Source organism: Variovorax sp. J2P1-31, assembly GCF_030317215.1.
GTDB lineage: Bacteria > Pseudomonadota > Gammaproteobacteria > Burkholderiales > Burkholderiaceae_C > Variovorax.
Genome location: NZ_JASZYA010000001.1, coordinates 2,157,039 through 2,172,380, shown reverse-complemented (window position 1 = coordinate 2,172,380; position 15,342 = coordinate 2,157,039). Strand labels below are relative to the sequence as shown.

Genomic DNA, 15,342 nt, shown 5'->3' with positions numbered 1-15,342 from the left:
GGCGGCACGGCTCGAGAAGCTGCCGTCGATCGACCGGTCCCGGGCATGCGCCTGCTCGAAGCGTACCGCGCCGCCATGGGCCTGCGCGATGGCGCGCAGCAGCACGCGGCGGCGGGCCTGGGCTGGCGGCGTCGGCACCGCGTCGTGCGCGCCGGATCGCCCACGCAGTCGCCTTCGCCCAGCCGGTCGTGCTCGACCGCCACGCCCGGCACGATCAGCCGGCAGGCGTCGAGCGTCTCGCGCACCACCGTGTGCAGCGCGAAGTGCACCGGCGAGACCGCCACCGTGCGCCCCGCCGCTAGGCGGTACACGTCCTCCAGCTCCATGGCCGAGGCCTGGGCGCGCTGCGCGGCGTTGTCCATGTGCGTGAGCACGGCCGACACCGGCTGCTCGGCCGCGCTCTCGCGCCGGCTCAGCAGTTCGACGCCCAGCTGGATGGCCGACAGCGCATTGCGCAGGTCGTGCATGGCCAGGCCGAGCATGCCGTCGACCGTGGGTGCGGTCGACGCTTCAACGCCGGCCGCCGGCGGCCGCGCGGGCGCGTGGGATCCCACGCCCCAGTGCGAGAGCGCCCAGGACGCGGCCGCGGCCAGGGCGGGCGAAGCCGGCCCGCGCAGCCCCGGCGCGGGGGACAGGTCGGCGGCGGCGGGTCGCGTCGAAACGGGCATCGGGAACTCCACGCAGGGCGTCGGTGATGGGGAAGGCGGGGCCCCCGAGGGGGCGTGTGTCGGCCGTCCGCGATGCGGTTGGCGTTTCGACCAAGCCATGCTGGCGTCGGCATCGCGGGCTGCGTGTAAGAGTTTGTCACTCCGCGTGTAGGAGAGCTCGGCGCCGGGGTGGAGCCGGCGCGCTTGACATCCCGGCGCGCGCCCTGATGTGATGAAGCCGTGCCGCTCGCCGCCTTCCACCCCGCCGTCGCCCGCTGGTTCCAGCAGGCCTTCCCCGCGCCCACCCCGGCCCAGGCGGCCGCCTGGCCGGCGATCCGCGCGCGGCGCGACACGCTGGTGGCCGCGCCCACGGGCTCGGGCAAGACGCTGACCGCCTTCCTGGCCGCGCTCGACGCGCTGGTGGTGCGCGGGCTCGAGGAAGAAGGCGGGCTGCCCAACGAGACCGCCGTGCTCTATGTCTCGCCGCTCAAGGCACTGTCCAACGACGTGCGGCTCAACCTCGAGGCGCCGCTGGCCGGCATCCGGGCCGAGCTGGCGGCGCTGGGCCTGCCCGACGTGGCCATCCGCACGGCCGTGCGCACCGGCGACACGCCGCCGCGCGAACGCCAGCAGAGCCTGCGCAAGCCGCCGCACATCCTCGTGACCACGCCCGAATCCTTGTATGTGCTGTTGGGCTCGGCGTCGGGCCGGAAGATGCTCGCGACGGTGCGCAGCGTGATCGTCGACGAGATCCACGCGGTCGCGGCCAGCAAGCGCGGCAGCCACCTGGCGCTGTCGCTGGAACGGCTGCAGGCCTTGTGCGACATCCGTCCGGTGCGCATCGGCCTCTCGGCCACGCAGAAACCCATCGACGAAGTGGCGCGCTTCCTGGTCGGCGCGGGCGCGCTGCGGGCCGACGGTTCGGCCGATTGCACCGTGGTCGACATCGGCTATGCCAAGCAGCGCGACCTGGCGCTGGAGCTGCCGCCCGCGCCGCTCGATGCGGTGATGTCGAACGAACAATGGACGCAGGTCTATGCGCGCGTGGCCGAGCTCGTGTGGCTGCACAAGACCACGCTGGTCTTCGTCAACACGCGCCGCATGGCCGAGCGCGCGGCGCGGCACCTGGGCGAGATCCTGGGCAAGGACGCGGTGGCCGCGCACCATGGCAGCCTGTCGAAGGAGACGCGGCTCGACGCCGAGCAACGCCTGAAGCGCGGCGAACTCCGGGTGCTGGTCGCCACCGCCTCGCTCGAGCTGGGCCTGGACATCGGCGACGTCGACCTGGTCTGCCAGCTGGGCTCGCCGCGTTCGATCGCGAGCTTCCTGCAGCGCGCCGGGCGCTCGGGCCACGCGGTGGGCGGCGTGCCCAAGGCGCGGCTTTTTCCACAGTCGCGCGACGAGCTGGTCGAGTGCGCGGCGCTGCTCGACTGCATCCGTCGCGGCGAACTCGATGCGCTGCGCGTGCTGCCCGCGCCGCTGGACGTGCTGGCCCAGCAGATCGTGGCCGAGACCGCCTGCCGCGAATGGCACGAAGACGAACTCTTCGCGCTGGTGCGCCGCGCCTGGCCCTATGCGCAACTGACCCACGCGCGCTTCATGGAGGTGGTGCGCATGGTGTCCGAGGGCTTCACCACCCGCCAGGGCCAGCGCGCGGGCTATGTGCACCGCGACGCGGTGAACCACCTGCTGCGCGAGCGCAAGGGCGCGCGCATGACCGCGCTGACCTCGGGCGGCACCATCCCCGAGACCGGCGACTACACCGTGATGCTGGAGCCGCAGGCCGACAAGATCGGCACGGTCAACGAGGACTTCGCGGTCGAGAGCCTGGCCGGCGACGTGTTCCAGCTGGGCAACACCAGCTACCGCATCCTCAAGATCGAGCCGGGCCGGGTGCGGGTGGAAGACGCGCACGGCGCCGCGCCCAACATTCCCTTCTGGCTGGGCGAGGCGCCGGGGCGCAGCGACGCGCTGTCCTTCGGCGTGTCGCGGCTGCGCGAGGAAGTGGCGCAGGCGCTGGTGCAGGGCGGTCGCGAGGCGGCGATGGCACTGCTGACCGGCGCGACGGGCCTGGACGAAGAGGCGGCGCGCCAGATCGTCGAGCACCTGGCGCATGCCGCGGCCGTGCTGGGCACGCTGCCCACGCAGCACACGCTGGTCATGGAACGCTTCTTCGACGCCTCGGGCGGCATGCAGCTGGTGATCCATTCGCCCTTCGGCAGCCGGCTCAACCGGGCCTGGGGCTTGGCGCTGCGCAAGCGCTTCTGCCGAACCTTCAACTTCGAGCTCCAGGCCGCGGCCACCGAGGACGCGATCGTGCTCTCGCTGGCCACCCAGCACAGCTTCCCGCTCGAGGAGGTGGCGCGCTACCTGCATTCCAACTCGGCACTCGACGTGCTGGTGCAGGCGCTGCTCGACGCACCGCTGTTCGGCGTGCGCTGGCGCTGGAACGCGACCACCGCGCTCGCGCTGCCGCGCTTCTCGGGCGGCCGCAAGGTCGCGCCGCAGCTGCAGCGCATGCGCTCCGAGGACCTGCTGGCGGCCGTGTTCCCCGACCAGGTGGCCTGCGCCGAGAATCTGGTGGGCGAGCGCGAGGTGCCCGCGCATCCGCTGGTCGCGCAGACGCTGGACGATTGCCTGCACGACGCGATGGACGCCGAGGGTTGGCTCGCGCTGCTGCGCCGCCTGGAGTCGGGCGAGGTGCGCCTGCTGGCGCGCGAGCTGCCGGCCCCGTCGCCGCTCGCGATGGAGGTGCTCAACGCGCGGCCCTACGCCTTCCTCGACGATGCGCCGCTGGAGGAGCGCCGCACGCTGGCCGTGCAGAACCGGCGCTACACCGAGCCCGAGAGCGCCGACGACGTGGGTCAGCTCGATGCCGAGGCCATCGCCAGTGTGCGCGAGGAGGCCTGGCCGCAGCCGCGCGGCAGCGACGAGATGCACGAGGCGCTGGGCATGCTGGGCGCGGTCGGCGACCACGAGGTCGCATCTCGACCCGAGTGGAAGCCATGGCTGGCGGCGCTGGCCAAGGCGGGCCGCGCGACGCGCGTGCGCGTCGAGGGCCAGGGCCGCACTGCACGCGGGCTCTGGGTCGCGGCCGAGCGCCTGCCTTTGCTGCAGGCGATCGTGCCTGCCGCGCCGATGCAACCGGCCATCGAAGCGCCCGCCGATGCCGAGCGGCCCGAGGACCGCGAAGCCGCGTTGCGCGAGCTGCTGCGCTCGCGCTTGGGCGGCCTCGGTCCGGTCACGGTCGCGCAACTCGCGCAGCCGCTGTGCCTGCCGCTGGAACAGGTCGAAGCCGCCTTGCTTGCGCTGCAGACCGAGGGCAGCGTGCTGCAGGGGCGTTTCACGCCGGGCACGCCGGCCGTCGAATGGTGCGAGCGCCATCTGCTCGCGCGCATCCACCGCTACACGCTCAAGCGCCTGCGGCGCGAGATCGAGCCGGTGGAGCCGCGCGATTTCGCACGCTTCCTGTTCGACTGGCAGCACCTGGGCGCGGCCTCGCGCGTGCGCGGGCCGGAGGCGCTGTCGGGCGTGCTGTCTCAGCTCGAGGGCTACGAGGCGCCCGCGCCGATCTGGGAGGCCGAGCTGCTGCCCGCGCGCGTGGCCGACTACGCCGGCGCCTGGCTCGACGACCTGTGCACCGCGGGCCGCGTGCTGTGGACGCGGCTGCGGCCTTCATCGAGCGAAGGCCGCAAGGGCGCGGGCAGCCTGTCGCTGCGCGCCACGCCGGTGGTGCTGCTGCCGCGCCGCAGCGCCGCGCTCTGGACCGGCCTCGCGCCCGCGCCGGTCGACGACGAGACGCTGGGCTCGCGCGCCGCGCGCGTGGCCGCGCACCTGCAGCAGCACGGCGCCTGCTTCTTCGACGAGATCGCGGCCGACACGCGGCTGCTGCCGGTCGAGATCGAGGAGGCGCTGACCGAGCTGGTGGCCAAGGGCCGGGTGCGCTGCGACAGCTATGCGGGCCTGCGCGCCTTGCTGGTGCCGGCCTCGAAGCGCGCTTCGGCCGACACGCGCCGGCGCCGCCGCGTGCCGCTGTTCGGCATCGAGGATGCGGGGCGCTGGACGCTGGTGCGGCCACCTTCGACGAGCGCGTCAGCGAATCCCGGTTCAGCCGAGGCCCACGAGCAGGTGGTGCATGTATTGCTGCGCCGCTACGGTGTGATCTGCTGGCGCCTGCTCGAACGCGAGGCCGCATGGCTGCCGCCCTGGCGCGAGCTGGTGCGCGTGTGCCGGAGGCTGGAAGCACGCGGCGAGATCCGCGGCGGCCGCTTCATCGCGGGCGTGACCGGCGAGCAGTTCGCGCTGCCCGAAGCGGTGGCCGCGATGCGCCAGGTGCGGCGCACGCCGGGCGACGGCGCCTTCATCGTATTGGCGGCCAGCGACCCGGCCAACCTGCTGGGCACCATCGTCCACGGCGCCAAGGTGCCGCGCGTGGCGGGCTCGCGCGTGCTGTGGCGCGACGGCCTGCCGATCGCGACCAGCATCGCGGGCGAGCTCGCCTGGTTGGTGCCGCTCGACGCGGCCGAGGCGCAGGCCGCGCAGCGCGCGTTGACGCCCGGATCGGTCGCGGATCAGACCATCAGCGTCGGCGTGTAGCTCTGCAGGGCCTTCGGGGTCTTGGGCGTGGGGTCGCAAGCGGCCAGCGCGAGCGCGGCCACGCAGGCGAGCACGGTGAGGGCGATGTTCTTCATGGGGATTCCTCCGGATCGATGGGATGCCGCGCGCTCAGTGCGCGTCCTTCTTCGGCTTGGCCGTCCGGGCGGCCTTCTCGAAGTCTTCCTTGCCGGGCGCACCGGGTGCCCCGGGCTTGCGCATGTGTTCGCCACTGCCGTGCGCGATGCGCTCCTGCTTGGCATGGATGTTGGCGTACAGGCCTTTTTTCTTGGCGGGCATGGCGGCTCCTTGCTTGAGGGTGCGCCGATGCTGGTGCGGCCGCCGGCCCGCGCATGCGCGAGCGCGCCGCGTGTCGGCGTAGGAGAGGCCTCGCCCGGCGCTTCAGCCCGGCGCGATCCGCGGGCTGCGCGCGTAGAACAGCACGCCGATCAGGACCAGCACCGTGGCGCAGCCGAAGATGCCCGCGTAAGTGCCGGGCGCGCTGGCGCCATGGCGCTGGCCCGCGTCCGCGATCAGGCCGAAGGCCCAGGAGGTCACGGCCGAGCCCAGGAAGACGAAGGTGTTCAGCACGCCCAGCCCGCGCCCGCGCAGCGCCTGCGGCACCATCGAGCGGCCGTGCGTCATGACCAGCGGGTGCAGCATCCCGATGGTGGCCAGCACCGTCAGCAGCGCCACGCTCGACCAGAGCCCGCCGGCCGGCCAGGCCGACAGCAGCGCGCCGCCGCCCAGGGACAGCAGCGACCAGTACAGCACCGTCTTGCGCACCGAATGGCGCCACACCAGCTTGGGCAGCAGCAGCGCGGTGGCGAAGGCGCCCAGGCTCACGAAGGTCAGCGCCAGGCCGCGTGGGCCGGCCGCGAGTCCGTAGACCTCGGCCAGGTAGGGGCCGCCCCAGGCATTGCGGAAGGCGGTGCCGGCGGCCATCGCCACGCACAGCGGGATCAGCGTCCAGAGCGCGGGCACCTTGAGCAGCCGCGCGCTGCCCAGCAGCAGGTTCATCGGCGTCTCGGCGCGCGCATCGGCATGGCCCGTGTCGCGCACATGGCGCCAGGTGCCGATGCAGGCGGCCAGCATGCACAGCGCGGCCACGGCCAGCGCGGGCCGCCAGCCGAACTGGTGTGCGGCCCAGCCCAGCGGCGCGGTCGCGCACAGCGCGCCCAGCATGGCGATGGCGCTGGCACGGCCGACCGCGGTGGTGTAGCGCGCGGCGGGCAGCTGCTCCGAGGCGAAGTGCATCAGCCCCATGAACACCGGCGCGCAGGCCAGGCCCAGGCCGGCCTGCGCGACCATCGCGGTCGCGCCGTTGGGCGCCACCACGAACAGCACCGAGGCGAACACGCCCACCGCCATCAGCAGCCGCGTGGGCGCGCCCACGCCGTAGCGGTCGAAGGCGATGCCGATCGGGATCTGCGCCACCGCGAAGGCCAGGAAGAAGCAGGAGGACAGCGCACCGAAACCCGCGGGCGAGAGGCCCAGGTCGTGCTGCAGTTCGGGCGCGATCACGGCCAGGCAGGTGCGGAAGAACTGGCTGAGCGCGAAGGCGAAGGTCAGGGCGCGCAGGCCGCGCGTGGGGTCGGCGGACGCGGTGGGATCGGAAGAGGGCATGGCGGACAGTGATGCGGCGCGGGGCCGCCGGAAGCCTTCGAGCATAAGCGCAGGACGGCCGCGACATCCGGTTGCGCCGCGCCCCCGCGGCGGCGCGAGAATCACGGCCATGAACCGCCTCTCCCTCGCCATCCTTCCCCTCGCCATCGCGCTGAGCTTCTCCTCCGGCGCGTCGGCCGACACCCTGCTCAAGAAGCCGCAGCTCGATGCCCTGGTGGCCACGCCCGCGCTGCGCAAGGCGCCGGACTTCCCGCGCTTCCTCGCGCAGGCCGCCAAGGCCGACCCCAGGCTCAAGCGCGCCGCCGCGGCCTATGCGGCCAGGCGCCCGCTCGCCGGCGACGACCTGGCCAACGTGGGCCGCGTGCTGGGCCTCTACAACCGGCTGCACCACCACGACGCGGTGATCGCCACCATCGGCGAGATGGTCGCGATGCCCACGGTGCGCGCGGCCGACGTGCCGCCGCACGAGAGCCCGGCCATCCAGGCCATCGGCCGCAAGATCGAGGCGATGGCGCGCGACTTCGGCCTGCAGTACCGCAACGTCGACAACCGCATCTTCGAGGTCAAGCTGCCCGGCAGCGGCAGCGAGGAATTCGGCATCCTCACGCATGCCGACGTGGTGCCGGCCAACGCGGCCGAATGGGTGCTCGACGACGGCACCCAGCTCGACCCCTTCAAGCTGACGCGCGTGGGCGACTATCTCTACGGCCGCGGCACCATCGACGACAAGGGCTCCATCGCCGCCGTGCTCTATGCGATGAAGGCGGTCAAGGACAGCGGCCTGCCGCTGGCGCGCACCATCCGTCTGATGGTCGAGACCACCGAGGAAACCGGCGGCGACGCGATGAAGTACTACCGCGAGAAGACCGAGCTGCCGGCCTACAACATCGTGCTCGACAGCAAGTACCCGGCGGTGGTGGCCGAGAAGGGCTCGGGCGCGCTCAAGGTCTCGTTCGCGGGCGGGCCGGCCGATGCGTCGGCCACCGCCATCACCGCGATGACCGGCGCGCCGTCGGCCAATGCGATTCCGCAGACCGCCACCGCGAAGCTGCAGGGAGGCGACCTCGCGGCCGTGGCGGCGAAGCTCGAGACGGCCAAGGCGGCCTTCGTGCAGAAGTACGAGGGGCAGGGGGGCAAGTTCGCCATCGACCTGAGCCACGCGGCCGACGGCCTGACGATCAAGGTCACGGGCGTCTCGGCCCACGGCTCGCGCCCGGAAGAGGGCGTGAACCCGGTGCCGCGGCTCGCGCTGTTCCTGCAGGAGGCGGGCGTGCCGCTGGCCGACAACGGCTACGCACGCGCCGCGAAGTACATCGCCGCGCTCTACGGCACCGGCTACCTGGGCGAGCAGATGGGCGTGGGCTACCAGGACGACTTCATGGGCCCGCTCACGCTGTCGCCGACGCTGATCCGCGGCGGTGCCGATGGCAAGGTCGACGTCACGGTCAACGTGCGCATGCCGCGCGGCCGCACGCCCGATGAACTGAAGCAACAGATCACCGGGAAGATCGGCGCCTGGTCCGCCAGCGCGTCGATCCCGGCCGAGGTGGCCTACGACCAGGGCAACTGGATGGCGCGCGACCCGAGCGGCGCCTGGCTCTCGACCCTGCTCAACATCTTCGGCGACACCACCGGGCTCGAAGCCAAGCCCGTGCCCACGGCCGGCAGCACCACGGCCAAGCTCATGCCCAACGCGATCAACTTCGGTCCGGCCATGCCCGGCAAGAAGTACACGGCGCACAACGCCAAGGAGTTCAAGGAAGTGGTCGACCTCGACGCCGACATGCAGATGTTCACCGAGATGCTGGTGCGCATCGGCAACCTGCCGCGCATGCAGTAGCGGGGTCAGCGCGGTGCGAGGCGCAGCCTTTGCACCGCCAGCAGGACGAAGGCGCCGACCACCCCGTAGAGGTGCGCCACGGCGATGATCCGACCGCCGATCTGGCGTTCCTCGGCGGGCGCGGGGCCGGCGACCAACTGCCAGGCCATCCAGCCCAGCACCGTGGCCAAGCCCAGCAGCGCGATGCGGTCGCCCCTGAAAGCCAACGGCGCCAGGCCCAGCACGAACAGGCCGTAAAGCACGCCGGACAGGCCGACGTAGTGCGCCACCTGGGGCGAGAAGGCGAGCAGCAGCAGCGACACGCAGCCGCCCAGCCACAGCCCGTCGCACATCAGCCGCCTGGCCCCGAAGCGCGCGGGCGCGATCCAGGCGCACAGCAGCAGGCCGCAGGCGTTGAGCAGCGCGTGGGCCCAGCCCAGGTGCACGAGGTGCGCGCTGAACAGGCGCCAGAGCTCGCCGTGCAGCAGCGCGTCGCGCTCGTAGCGCAGCAGCAGCTTCGGCGCATCGCCGGCGGCCTGCAGCGCCAGCAGCAGCAGCCCGATGCAGGCCGCGTGTGCGATGGCGCGGCGCGCCGTGAGCTCAGGCATGCGGCTCGGGACGCCGCCAGAGCCAGGCCAGCACGCAGGCCATCGAGCCGATGCCCAGGGCCGCGAGCCAGGGCTTGTGCGCGGTCAGCAGGATCACGACCGCGCAGAAGGCCATCGCTGCGGTGGCGCTCCACTTGGCGCGGCGGCTCACGGTGCGGCCGTTTTCCCAGTTGCGCAGGATCGGACCGAAGAGCCGGTGGTCGAGCAGCCAGCGGTGCAGCCGCGGCGAGCTGCGCGCGGCGGCCCAGGCGGCCATCAGCACGAAGACGGTGGTGGGCATGCCCGGCACGATCACGCCGATCACGGCCAGCACCAGGCACAGGGCGGCAAAGGCCAGCAGCAGCCAGCGCGCGACGAGCGGCAGCGGAGGGCGCTGCGGTGGCGGCAGCGGGGTTTCGGGGGTGTGGTTCTGTTCGACGGACATCACGGTCGATTGTGTTCCCAGTGGGCGCGCATCGGCTCAGCGCAGCACACGCAAGGCGATGGGCCCGTTGCGGTTGCCGATCAGGTGGAGCACGTGGGCCAATGCCTCCTCGCGGCCGGACTCGGCCTGCGCCTCGCCGCGGAAGCGCAGCTGGCCGGCGGTCCATGCGCCCTGGCCGCGGAGTTGCAGCGGGCCCTGCAGCGTGGCGAGCGTGAGGCGCAACGGGGCCTTGGCTTCGCCGCGCGTCGCATCGCCGTCGATGTCGAAGCGGTAGCTGCCCAGCGGGCGCAGCGCCGAGATGCGCGACGAGACCGATTCCGCGGTGAGCGAGAGCCGGCCTTCCAGTCGCATCTGGCCGTGCTGCCCGCGCAGCTGCAGCGCCCGCGTCGACACCCGCAGCCGGCCATCGAAGCCCAGCGTGTTCCAGGGCGTGCCCAGCCCTTGCACCACCTCGACCGGGCCGTGCCAGTCGAGCGCACCGAGCCGCAGGTCGAGGCCGTCCGCGCCGATGGCGATGCGGGCCTGCACGGGCCGGTCGAGGCAGCAGGCCTGGTCGATCGACAGCCGCAAGGCCGGTACTGTCGACAGCGACGGCCGCAGCCGCCAGTGCGTGCGGCCGGGCAGGGCGCGCAGGTCGTGGCTCCCGGGGCCGGCCGCGAGGCTCAGCACGGCCGAGCCGTTCCAGAGCGTGCCGCGCACGTCGGCGATGCGGATGCGTTCGCCCGTGGCGCGTTCCACGGCGGGCGTGAGCCAGTGCGCGGGCAGCTGCCACCCCAGCATCGCGAGCGCGCCGCACAGCGCGCCGGCCCTGGCCCAGGGCCACAGGCGGCGCGCGGCATGCGATGCGGCCGGCAAGGTCAAGCCGCGGTGTCCAGCGTGAACTGCGCCTCGAGCAGGTCGCCGAAGCGGTCGTAGGCGGCCAGCGCGCCGGCGATCACCTGCTCGTGCATCGCCGCCAGCGCGGGCGCATCCAGCGCTTCGACGAAGCGCTTCCACACGCGCGCCCGGCCCTCGGGGTAGGCCGCGAGGTTGCGCGCGCCGAATTCGGCCGTGAGCCCGAGCTTGTCGCCCACTTCCTTGAACAGGAAGGCCGCGCCCAGCGTCGAGCCTTCCGACACGTAGAGCCAGCCCAGGGCTTCGGGCATGGTCACGCCTTCGGTGGCCAGGGCGGCGGTGGGCACCGGCGCCTCGAGGTCGTGCAGGTCGGCCAGCGAGGCCTCGGCACGGCCGCGCTCGGCCAGGTCGGGCACGGCGGCCTGCACCTGCGCGTCGGCGAACAGGTGCTCGACGTCGCGCTGGAACACGTACTGCGCGGCCACGAAGCGCGCGTACTGCGCGCGGCTCGCGAAGGGGTCGGCCGTGGCCATGAGCGCATGCATGCGTTCGTGCTGGGGGGCGGTCTCGTGCTTGAGGCGCTGCGACAGGGCGGAAGAGGAAGTGGTGGTCATGTCGGGGAGGTCGTGGTCGTGGGGAAGGAAAGGATCAGCCGCGCCGCGCACAGCGGCGGGCCAGGCCGAGGGCGGCCAGCGGCAGCAGCAGCCAGGGGCTCAGCGGGCCGCCGCCGTCGCTGCGGTTGTTGTTGCGCTCCCAGGTGCCGGTGCCCGAGCCGTCGGAGGTCGCGGGCGGCGCCACGGTCACGGCCCTGACCGTGATCGACACCGTCTGCACCACGGCCGGCCCGCCCGAAGCGCTTTCGCAGCGCAGCGTGAAGGTGTTGACGCCGGTCTTGCTCAGCGCGCCCGACAGCGGGATCTGGCTGCCCTGGGTCTGCTGCGCGCCGCTCCAGGTATTGCCGTTGCTGCCGCTGGCGGTGCAGCTGGCGGCGTTCTGCGTGGCCCAGCTGAGGGTCGGGCGGTCGCCGACCAGCGCGCTCGAGGCCGAGGCGGTCAGCGGCGTGGTGAAGCTCACGCTGGGCAGCGGCACGTCGATGGAGAACACGGTGCCATTGCCGCTGGTGTCGGGCGAGGCGGGGTCGATGGCTTCGCCCGGGCCGCCGCTGGCGGTGGCGCCGTAGAGCTTCTGCACGCCGTCGACCGTCGCGCCCAGGCTCAGGCCCACGGGACGTGCGCCTTCGGTGGCGATGTCGAAGCGGTGCAGCACCTCGTAGGCGTCGTCCGAGCGGTCGGCCTTGCTGCCGATGACGATGCGGAACAGCGTGCCCGCGCCCGAGGGCGTGGGCAGGCCGGTCGCGGGCCGGTACAGGCTGGAGCCGTCGCGCGCGGTGGTGCCGTAGATGTTGCCGTCGGCGGCGAGCACCAGCGGGCCGTTGGGCGTGGAACCGTCGGCCTGGGCGGTGCCGTCCTTCGCGAGCATGTCGGCGTCGCGGAAGCGGTGCAGCACGGTGAAGCTGGCCGGGTCGTCCTTCTTCACGCGCCACAGCGTGCCGCCGTAGCGCAGGTCGTTGACGCCGCCGGTGGTCGGGGCGTTGGCGTAGCTGGTGCCGTAGAGCCATTCGCCGGCCTCGACCAGCGTGCTGTAGCGGTCGCCCACCGAGGTCGGGGCGCCGTCGCGGTGGCGCAGGAAGGTGTGCAGCACCTTCACTTGGTCGGCCGAGGCGAGCTGGCCGTTGTTGGCCGCGCCTTCGTCGAGCGCGGCCTTGTCGATCTTCACCAGCGTGCCGAAGGCGCGGCCGGCGTTGTCGCTGGCCTGGGTGCTGTCGAACACGCCCGTGGCGCCGACGCTGGTCAGCACATAGAGCGCCTGGTCGGTCTTGCTCCAGACGCTGGCCACGGGGGCGCCGCCCTTCTCGTGGAGCTGCAGGCGGCCCACGACGGTGAAGAACTGGCAGAAGTCGAAGGCCTTGGCATAGCTGCCGTCGGGGTTCAGGCGCCACAGGCCGGCCGCGAGAACGCCGCTGGCGTTGCAGGTGCCCGGTGCGTCGCCGCCGCCGAAGTAGACGCGCTGGTCGTCGTCGATCGCCAGCTGGCCGCGCGGGCGCACCGGGGGCGTCGGCAGCGTGCTCGCCACGTTGGCCTGCAGGCTGAACATCGCGGCGGTCGAGCCGAAGGGGTTGGCGCTGGTGTCGTTGTTGACGTTGGACGAGCCCGCGCCGCCGTAGATCTTGCCCTGTGCGTCCTGCACCAGCGTGGTTGTCGACTTGGAGATGTCGCCCAGCAGGCGGGCCTGGTAGCCCGTGCCCTTGAGGGCGTCGAGCCGGTAGCTCACGCCCTGGCCGAGCACGAAGGTCAGCGGCGTGCCGCCATTGAAGGTGTGGCCCTGCAACTGGCCGCTGCCGTCCTTGGCCAGCACCGGCGGCACCATGGGCATGCCGCCCAGCTGGGCCGCGTCGGCGGTGCCGGTGAAGCGGTGCAGCACGGTGGGCTTGAAGGCCGTCGTCTGCGCGATGGCGGACGACGCGGCCAGGCTGGCGAAGACCAGCGCGGCGCGCAGCAGGGGCGGCGATCCGAAGGAGAGGGTGGACGAAATCTTCATGTCAGTTCTTCTGTGCGGTGGAAGTCGATGGGGAGGTGTGCGGGGTCCTGCGCTTGCGGCGCAGCGATGCGGCACGGCCCAGCGCCGCGAGTGCCAGCAGCCAGACCGGCGAGGCCGCACCGCCGCCGCCGTTGCCGAAGCTCACGGTGTTGCCGTCGACGGCCGTGGCGTCGGTGCCCACGTAGACCGTGGTGCTGGCCGAGACCTGCGCGCCGAAGGCGCTGCCCGCGACGTTGCAGGTCAACGTGTAGCGGTAGGTGCCGGGCTTGGGCGTGACCGAGACGGCACCGAAGTCCGCCACCGCGCCGCGCCAGTCGTTGGCCGAGGAGGCCGCGGTGCACTGCGTGGCGTTGCTGCTGATCCAGGTCAGCGTGCTGGTCTCGCCGGCCTTGAGCTGGGTCGGGCTCGCCACCAGGCTCACGCTGGCATCGGGGGCGCCGTCCGAATTGACCGCCACCTGGAACACGGTGCCGAAGTCGGTGGGCACCGCCTTGCCCTGGCTGTCGGCATAGCTGCCGCCCATCGAGGTGACGCCGTAGAGCCGGCCGTCGGCACCGGCGCGCACGCCCAGCGGGATGCGCCCATCGTTGCCCGAGAAGCTGTGCACCGTCTCGAAGCCGCCGTTGGCCACATGGCCGCCACCTTCGACCGTGATGGCCGAGGGCTTGATGCGGTAGAGCGTGCCGCAGCGCACCTCGGCGTTCACCGTGTTGCGGTTGCTGCAGGTGTGGGGACCACCCGCCAGCGTGGTGCCGTAGATCGCACCGTCGGCGGCGAGCGCCAGCGGGCCGCGCGGGGTGGCGCCGTCGTTCTCGTTGAAGGTGTGCAGGACCTGCAGGCTGCCGCTGCCGTTGCGCGCGATGCGCCAGACCGCGCCGTAGGGGCGGGGGCCGTCGTGGTGCGGATAGGCGCCGGGGTACGAGAAGGCGTTCGGCCCCGGCACCCACGAGCGGAAGCCGCACAGCGGGCTGTTGCGCGTCACCGATGGCAGCGCCGTGAGCGTGTTGAGGTTGTGGACGTAGGTGTAGCAGTCGGCCACCGAGGTGGTGCCGTACAGATAGCCGTCGCCCCCGTCGACCAGCGACGACAGTCCGTTCTGCTCGCCCGAGCTCAGGCTGCGCAGCGTGGCCGGTCCCGTCATGCCGATGGTCACCCGCTGCTCGCTGGGGTAGAGGCGGTAGCCTTCGTGCGTCACGTTGTCGCCCACGTTGATCTCGCCCTCGGCCAGCGTGAAGGTGTGCAGCACCGTCGGGCCCGCGCCGGCGGCGTTGGGATCGATGCGGTAGAGCGTGCCGGTGGGCGTGTCGGGCGCATTCGGTGTGCCGGGGGCCAGCGGCAGGCCGCGGCGGTAGGCGGTCACGCCGTAGAGGAAGCCGTCGCCGCCGAGCACGATGTCGTTGGCCACCTGCTTCATGCCGTGGGGGCCCACGGTGAATTCATGCACGGTGCTCAGCACGCCCGTGCCCAGGTTGATCCGGAAGATCCGGCCCTGGCCCTGCGGGCCCTTGTCGACGCCGTAGAGGTTGTCCTTGGCGTCGATCACCAATGCGCCGTTGGGCGAGTAGAGCTTGCCGCGCGACGACTCCACCACCGAGGGGTAGGCACCGTCGAAATCGGTGCGCACGATCAGGCCCTGGCCGACCGTGGCCGAGTAGGTGTAGTTGCTCTTCTCGTCGGTACCAGCGTACTGCTCGCCGTAGAGGCTGGTCATGACGGCGTAGAGCGCGCCGCTGCTCGAGCGCACCGGCGTGCTGTTGATGCGGCCCTGCAGGTCGGTGTCGACGTCGAAGGCCAGCCGCTCGTAGACCGAGACGCCCGCGCGCATGCTGTAGAGCCCGACCGCGGTGTAGAGCGTCGGCCGGTTGCCGGTCCAGCCGGCGCCCAGGAAACCGCCGTAGAGGTAGCCCGTGGTGGTCCCGGGCTTGACCGCGAACAGCGGCGGCGAGGTGGGGTGGCGCGCGCCGGGCCAGCCCACGGTGCCGTCGGACGAGGTCACGTCCTCGCCCGAAGGGCGCAGCGAGGCCAGCGAGGTGACGCGCACCCCGGAGACATGCGTCTGGGTATGGGCTGCGGGCCCGGCCGTCGCAGCGAGCACGGCCAGCAGCAGGGCCGAGAGACCGAGGCCCGCGCGGCGCGGCGCGGCGGTGAGAGTGTGGAGAGGGTGCATGCGGAGCTTGGGAGAAGGAGGAGGGA

The 15,342-nt window shown here is 72.6% G+C and carries 11 protein-coding genes; 3 read left to right on the top strand and 8 right to left on the bottom strand.

The window, feature by feature from the left end; genetic code table 11:
• Positions 1-45 precede the first annotated feature (45 nt).
• Both QTI20_RS10080 and QTI20_RS10075 read left to right on the top strand, forming a co-directional pair.
• On the top strand, positions 46-819 hold the full coding sequence (locus tag QTI20_RS10080) for a hypothetical protein (RefSeq protein ID WP_286548139.1): 774 nt from the start codon (positions 46-48) through the stop codon (positions 817-819).
• A 68-nt stretch (positions 820-887) separates the two neighbouring features.
• Positions 888-5,243 (top strand): DEAD/DEAH box helicase, encoded by a 4,356-nt coding sequence (locus QTI20_RS10075; RefSeq protein WP_286548140.1) that lies wholly within the window; start codon positions 888-890, stop codon positions 5,241-5,243.
• 129 nt (positions 5,244-5,372) lie between these two features.
• On the opposite strand, the gene QTI20_RS10070 is transcribed toward QTI20_RS10075, so the two are convergent.
• Both QTI20_RS10070 and QTI20_RS10065 read right to left on the bottom strand, forming a co-directional pair.
• Entirely contained in the window at positions 5,373-5,540 is a 168-nt protein-coding gene (locus QTI20_RS10070) for a hypothetical protein (RefSeq protein WP_219218691.1), read from the bottom strand.
• A 102-nt stretch (positions 5,541-5,642) separates the two neighbouring features.
• On the bottom strand, positions 5,643-6,866 hold the full coding sequence (locus QTI20_RS10065) for an MFS transporter (protein ID WP_286548141.1): 1,224 nt from the start codon (positions 6,864-6,866) through the stop codon (positions 5,643-5,645).
• Between the two features lie 109 nt (positions 6,867-6,975).
• Between QTI20_RS10065 and QTI20_RS10060 the strand changes: the two genes are divergently transcribed.
• Positions 6,976-8,706 (top strand): dipeptidase, encoded by a 1,731-nt coding sequence (locus QTI20_RS10060; RefSeq protein WP_286548142.1) that lies wholly within the window; start codon positions 6,976-6,978, stop codon positions 8,704-8,706.
• 5 nt (positions 8,707-8,711) lie between these two features.
• On the opposite strand, the gene rrtA is transcribed toward QTI20_RS10060, so the two are convergent.
• Genes rrtA through QTI20_RS10030 form a run of 6 tightly spaced genes read right to left on the bottom strand, consistent with a single transcriptional unit; the run spans position 8,712 to position 15,316 of the window.
• Entirely contained in the window at positions 8,712-9,293 is a 582-nt protein-coding gene (gene rrtA, locus QTI20_RS10055) for a rhombosortase (RefSeq protein WP_286548143.1), read from the bottom strand.
• Entirely contained in the window at positions 9,286-9,717 is a 432-nt protein-coding gene (locus tag QTI20_RS10050) for a YbaN family protein (protein ID WP_286548145.1), read from the bottom strand. Before QTI20_RS10050 ends, rrtA begins: the two co-directional genes overlap by 8 nt.
• Positions 9,718-9,753: 36 nt before the next feature.
• On the bottom strand, positions 9,754-10,578 hold the full coding sequence (gene gspN, locus QTI20_RS10045; RefSeq protein WP_286548146.1) for a type II secretion system protein N: 825 nt from the start codon (positions 10,576-10,578) through the stop codon (positions 9,754-9,756).
• Positions 10,575-11,165 carry a biliverdin-producing heme oxygenase gene (locus tag QTI20_RS10040; protein WP_286548148.1) on the bottom strand — a complete coding sequence of 197 codons (591 nt, stop codon included), beginning with the start codon at positions 11,163-11,165 and terminating at the stop codon, positions 10,575-10,577. Before QTI20_RS10040 ends, gspN begins: the two co-directional genes overlap by 4 nt.
• Positions 11,166-11,199: 34 nt before the next feature.
• Entirely contained in the window at positions 11,200-13,149 is a 1,950-nt protein-coding gene (locus QTI20_RS10035; RefSeq protein WP_286548149.1) for a hypothetical protein, read from the bottom strand.
• Position 13,150: 1 nt separating this feature from the next.
• The gene (locus tag QTI20_RS10030) at positions 13,151-15,316 is read right to left on the bottom strand and encodes a choice-of-anchor tandem repeat GloVer-containing protein (protein ID WP_286548150.1); all 2,166 of its coding nucleotides are present in this window, start codon (positions 15,314-15,316) and stop codon (positions 13,151-13,153) included.
• Positions 15,317-15,342: the final 26 nt, after the last annotated feature.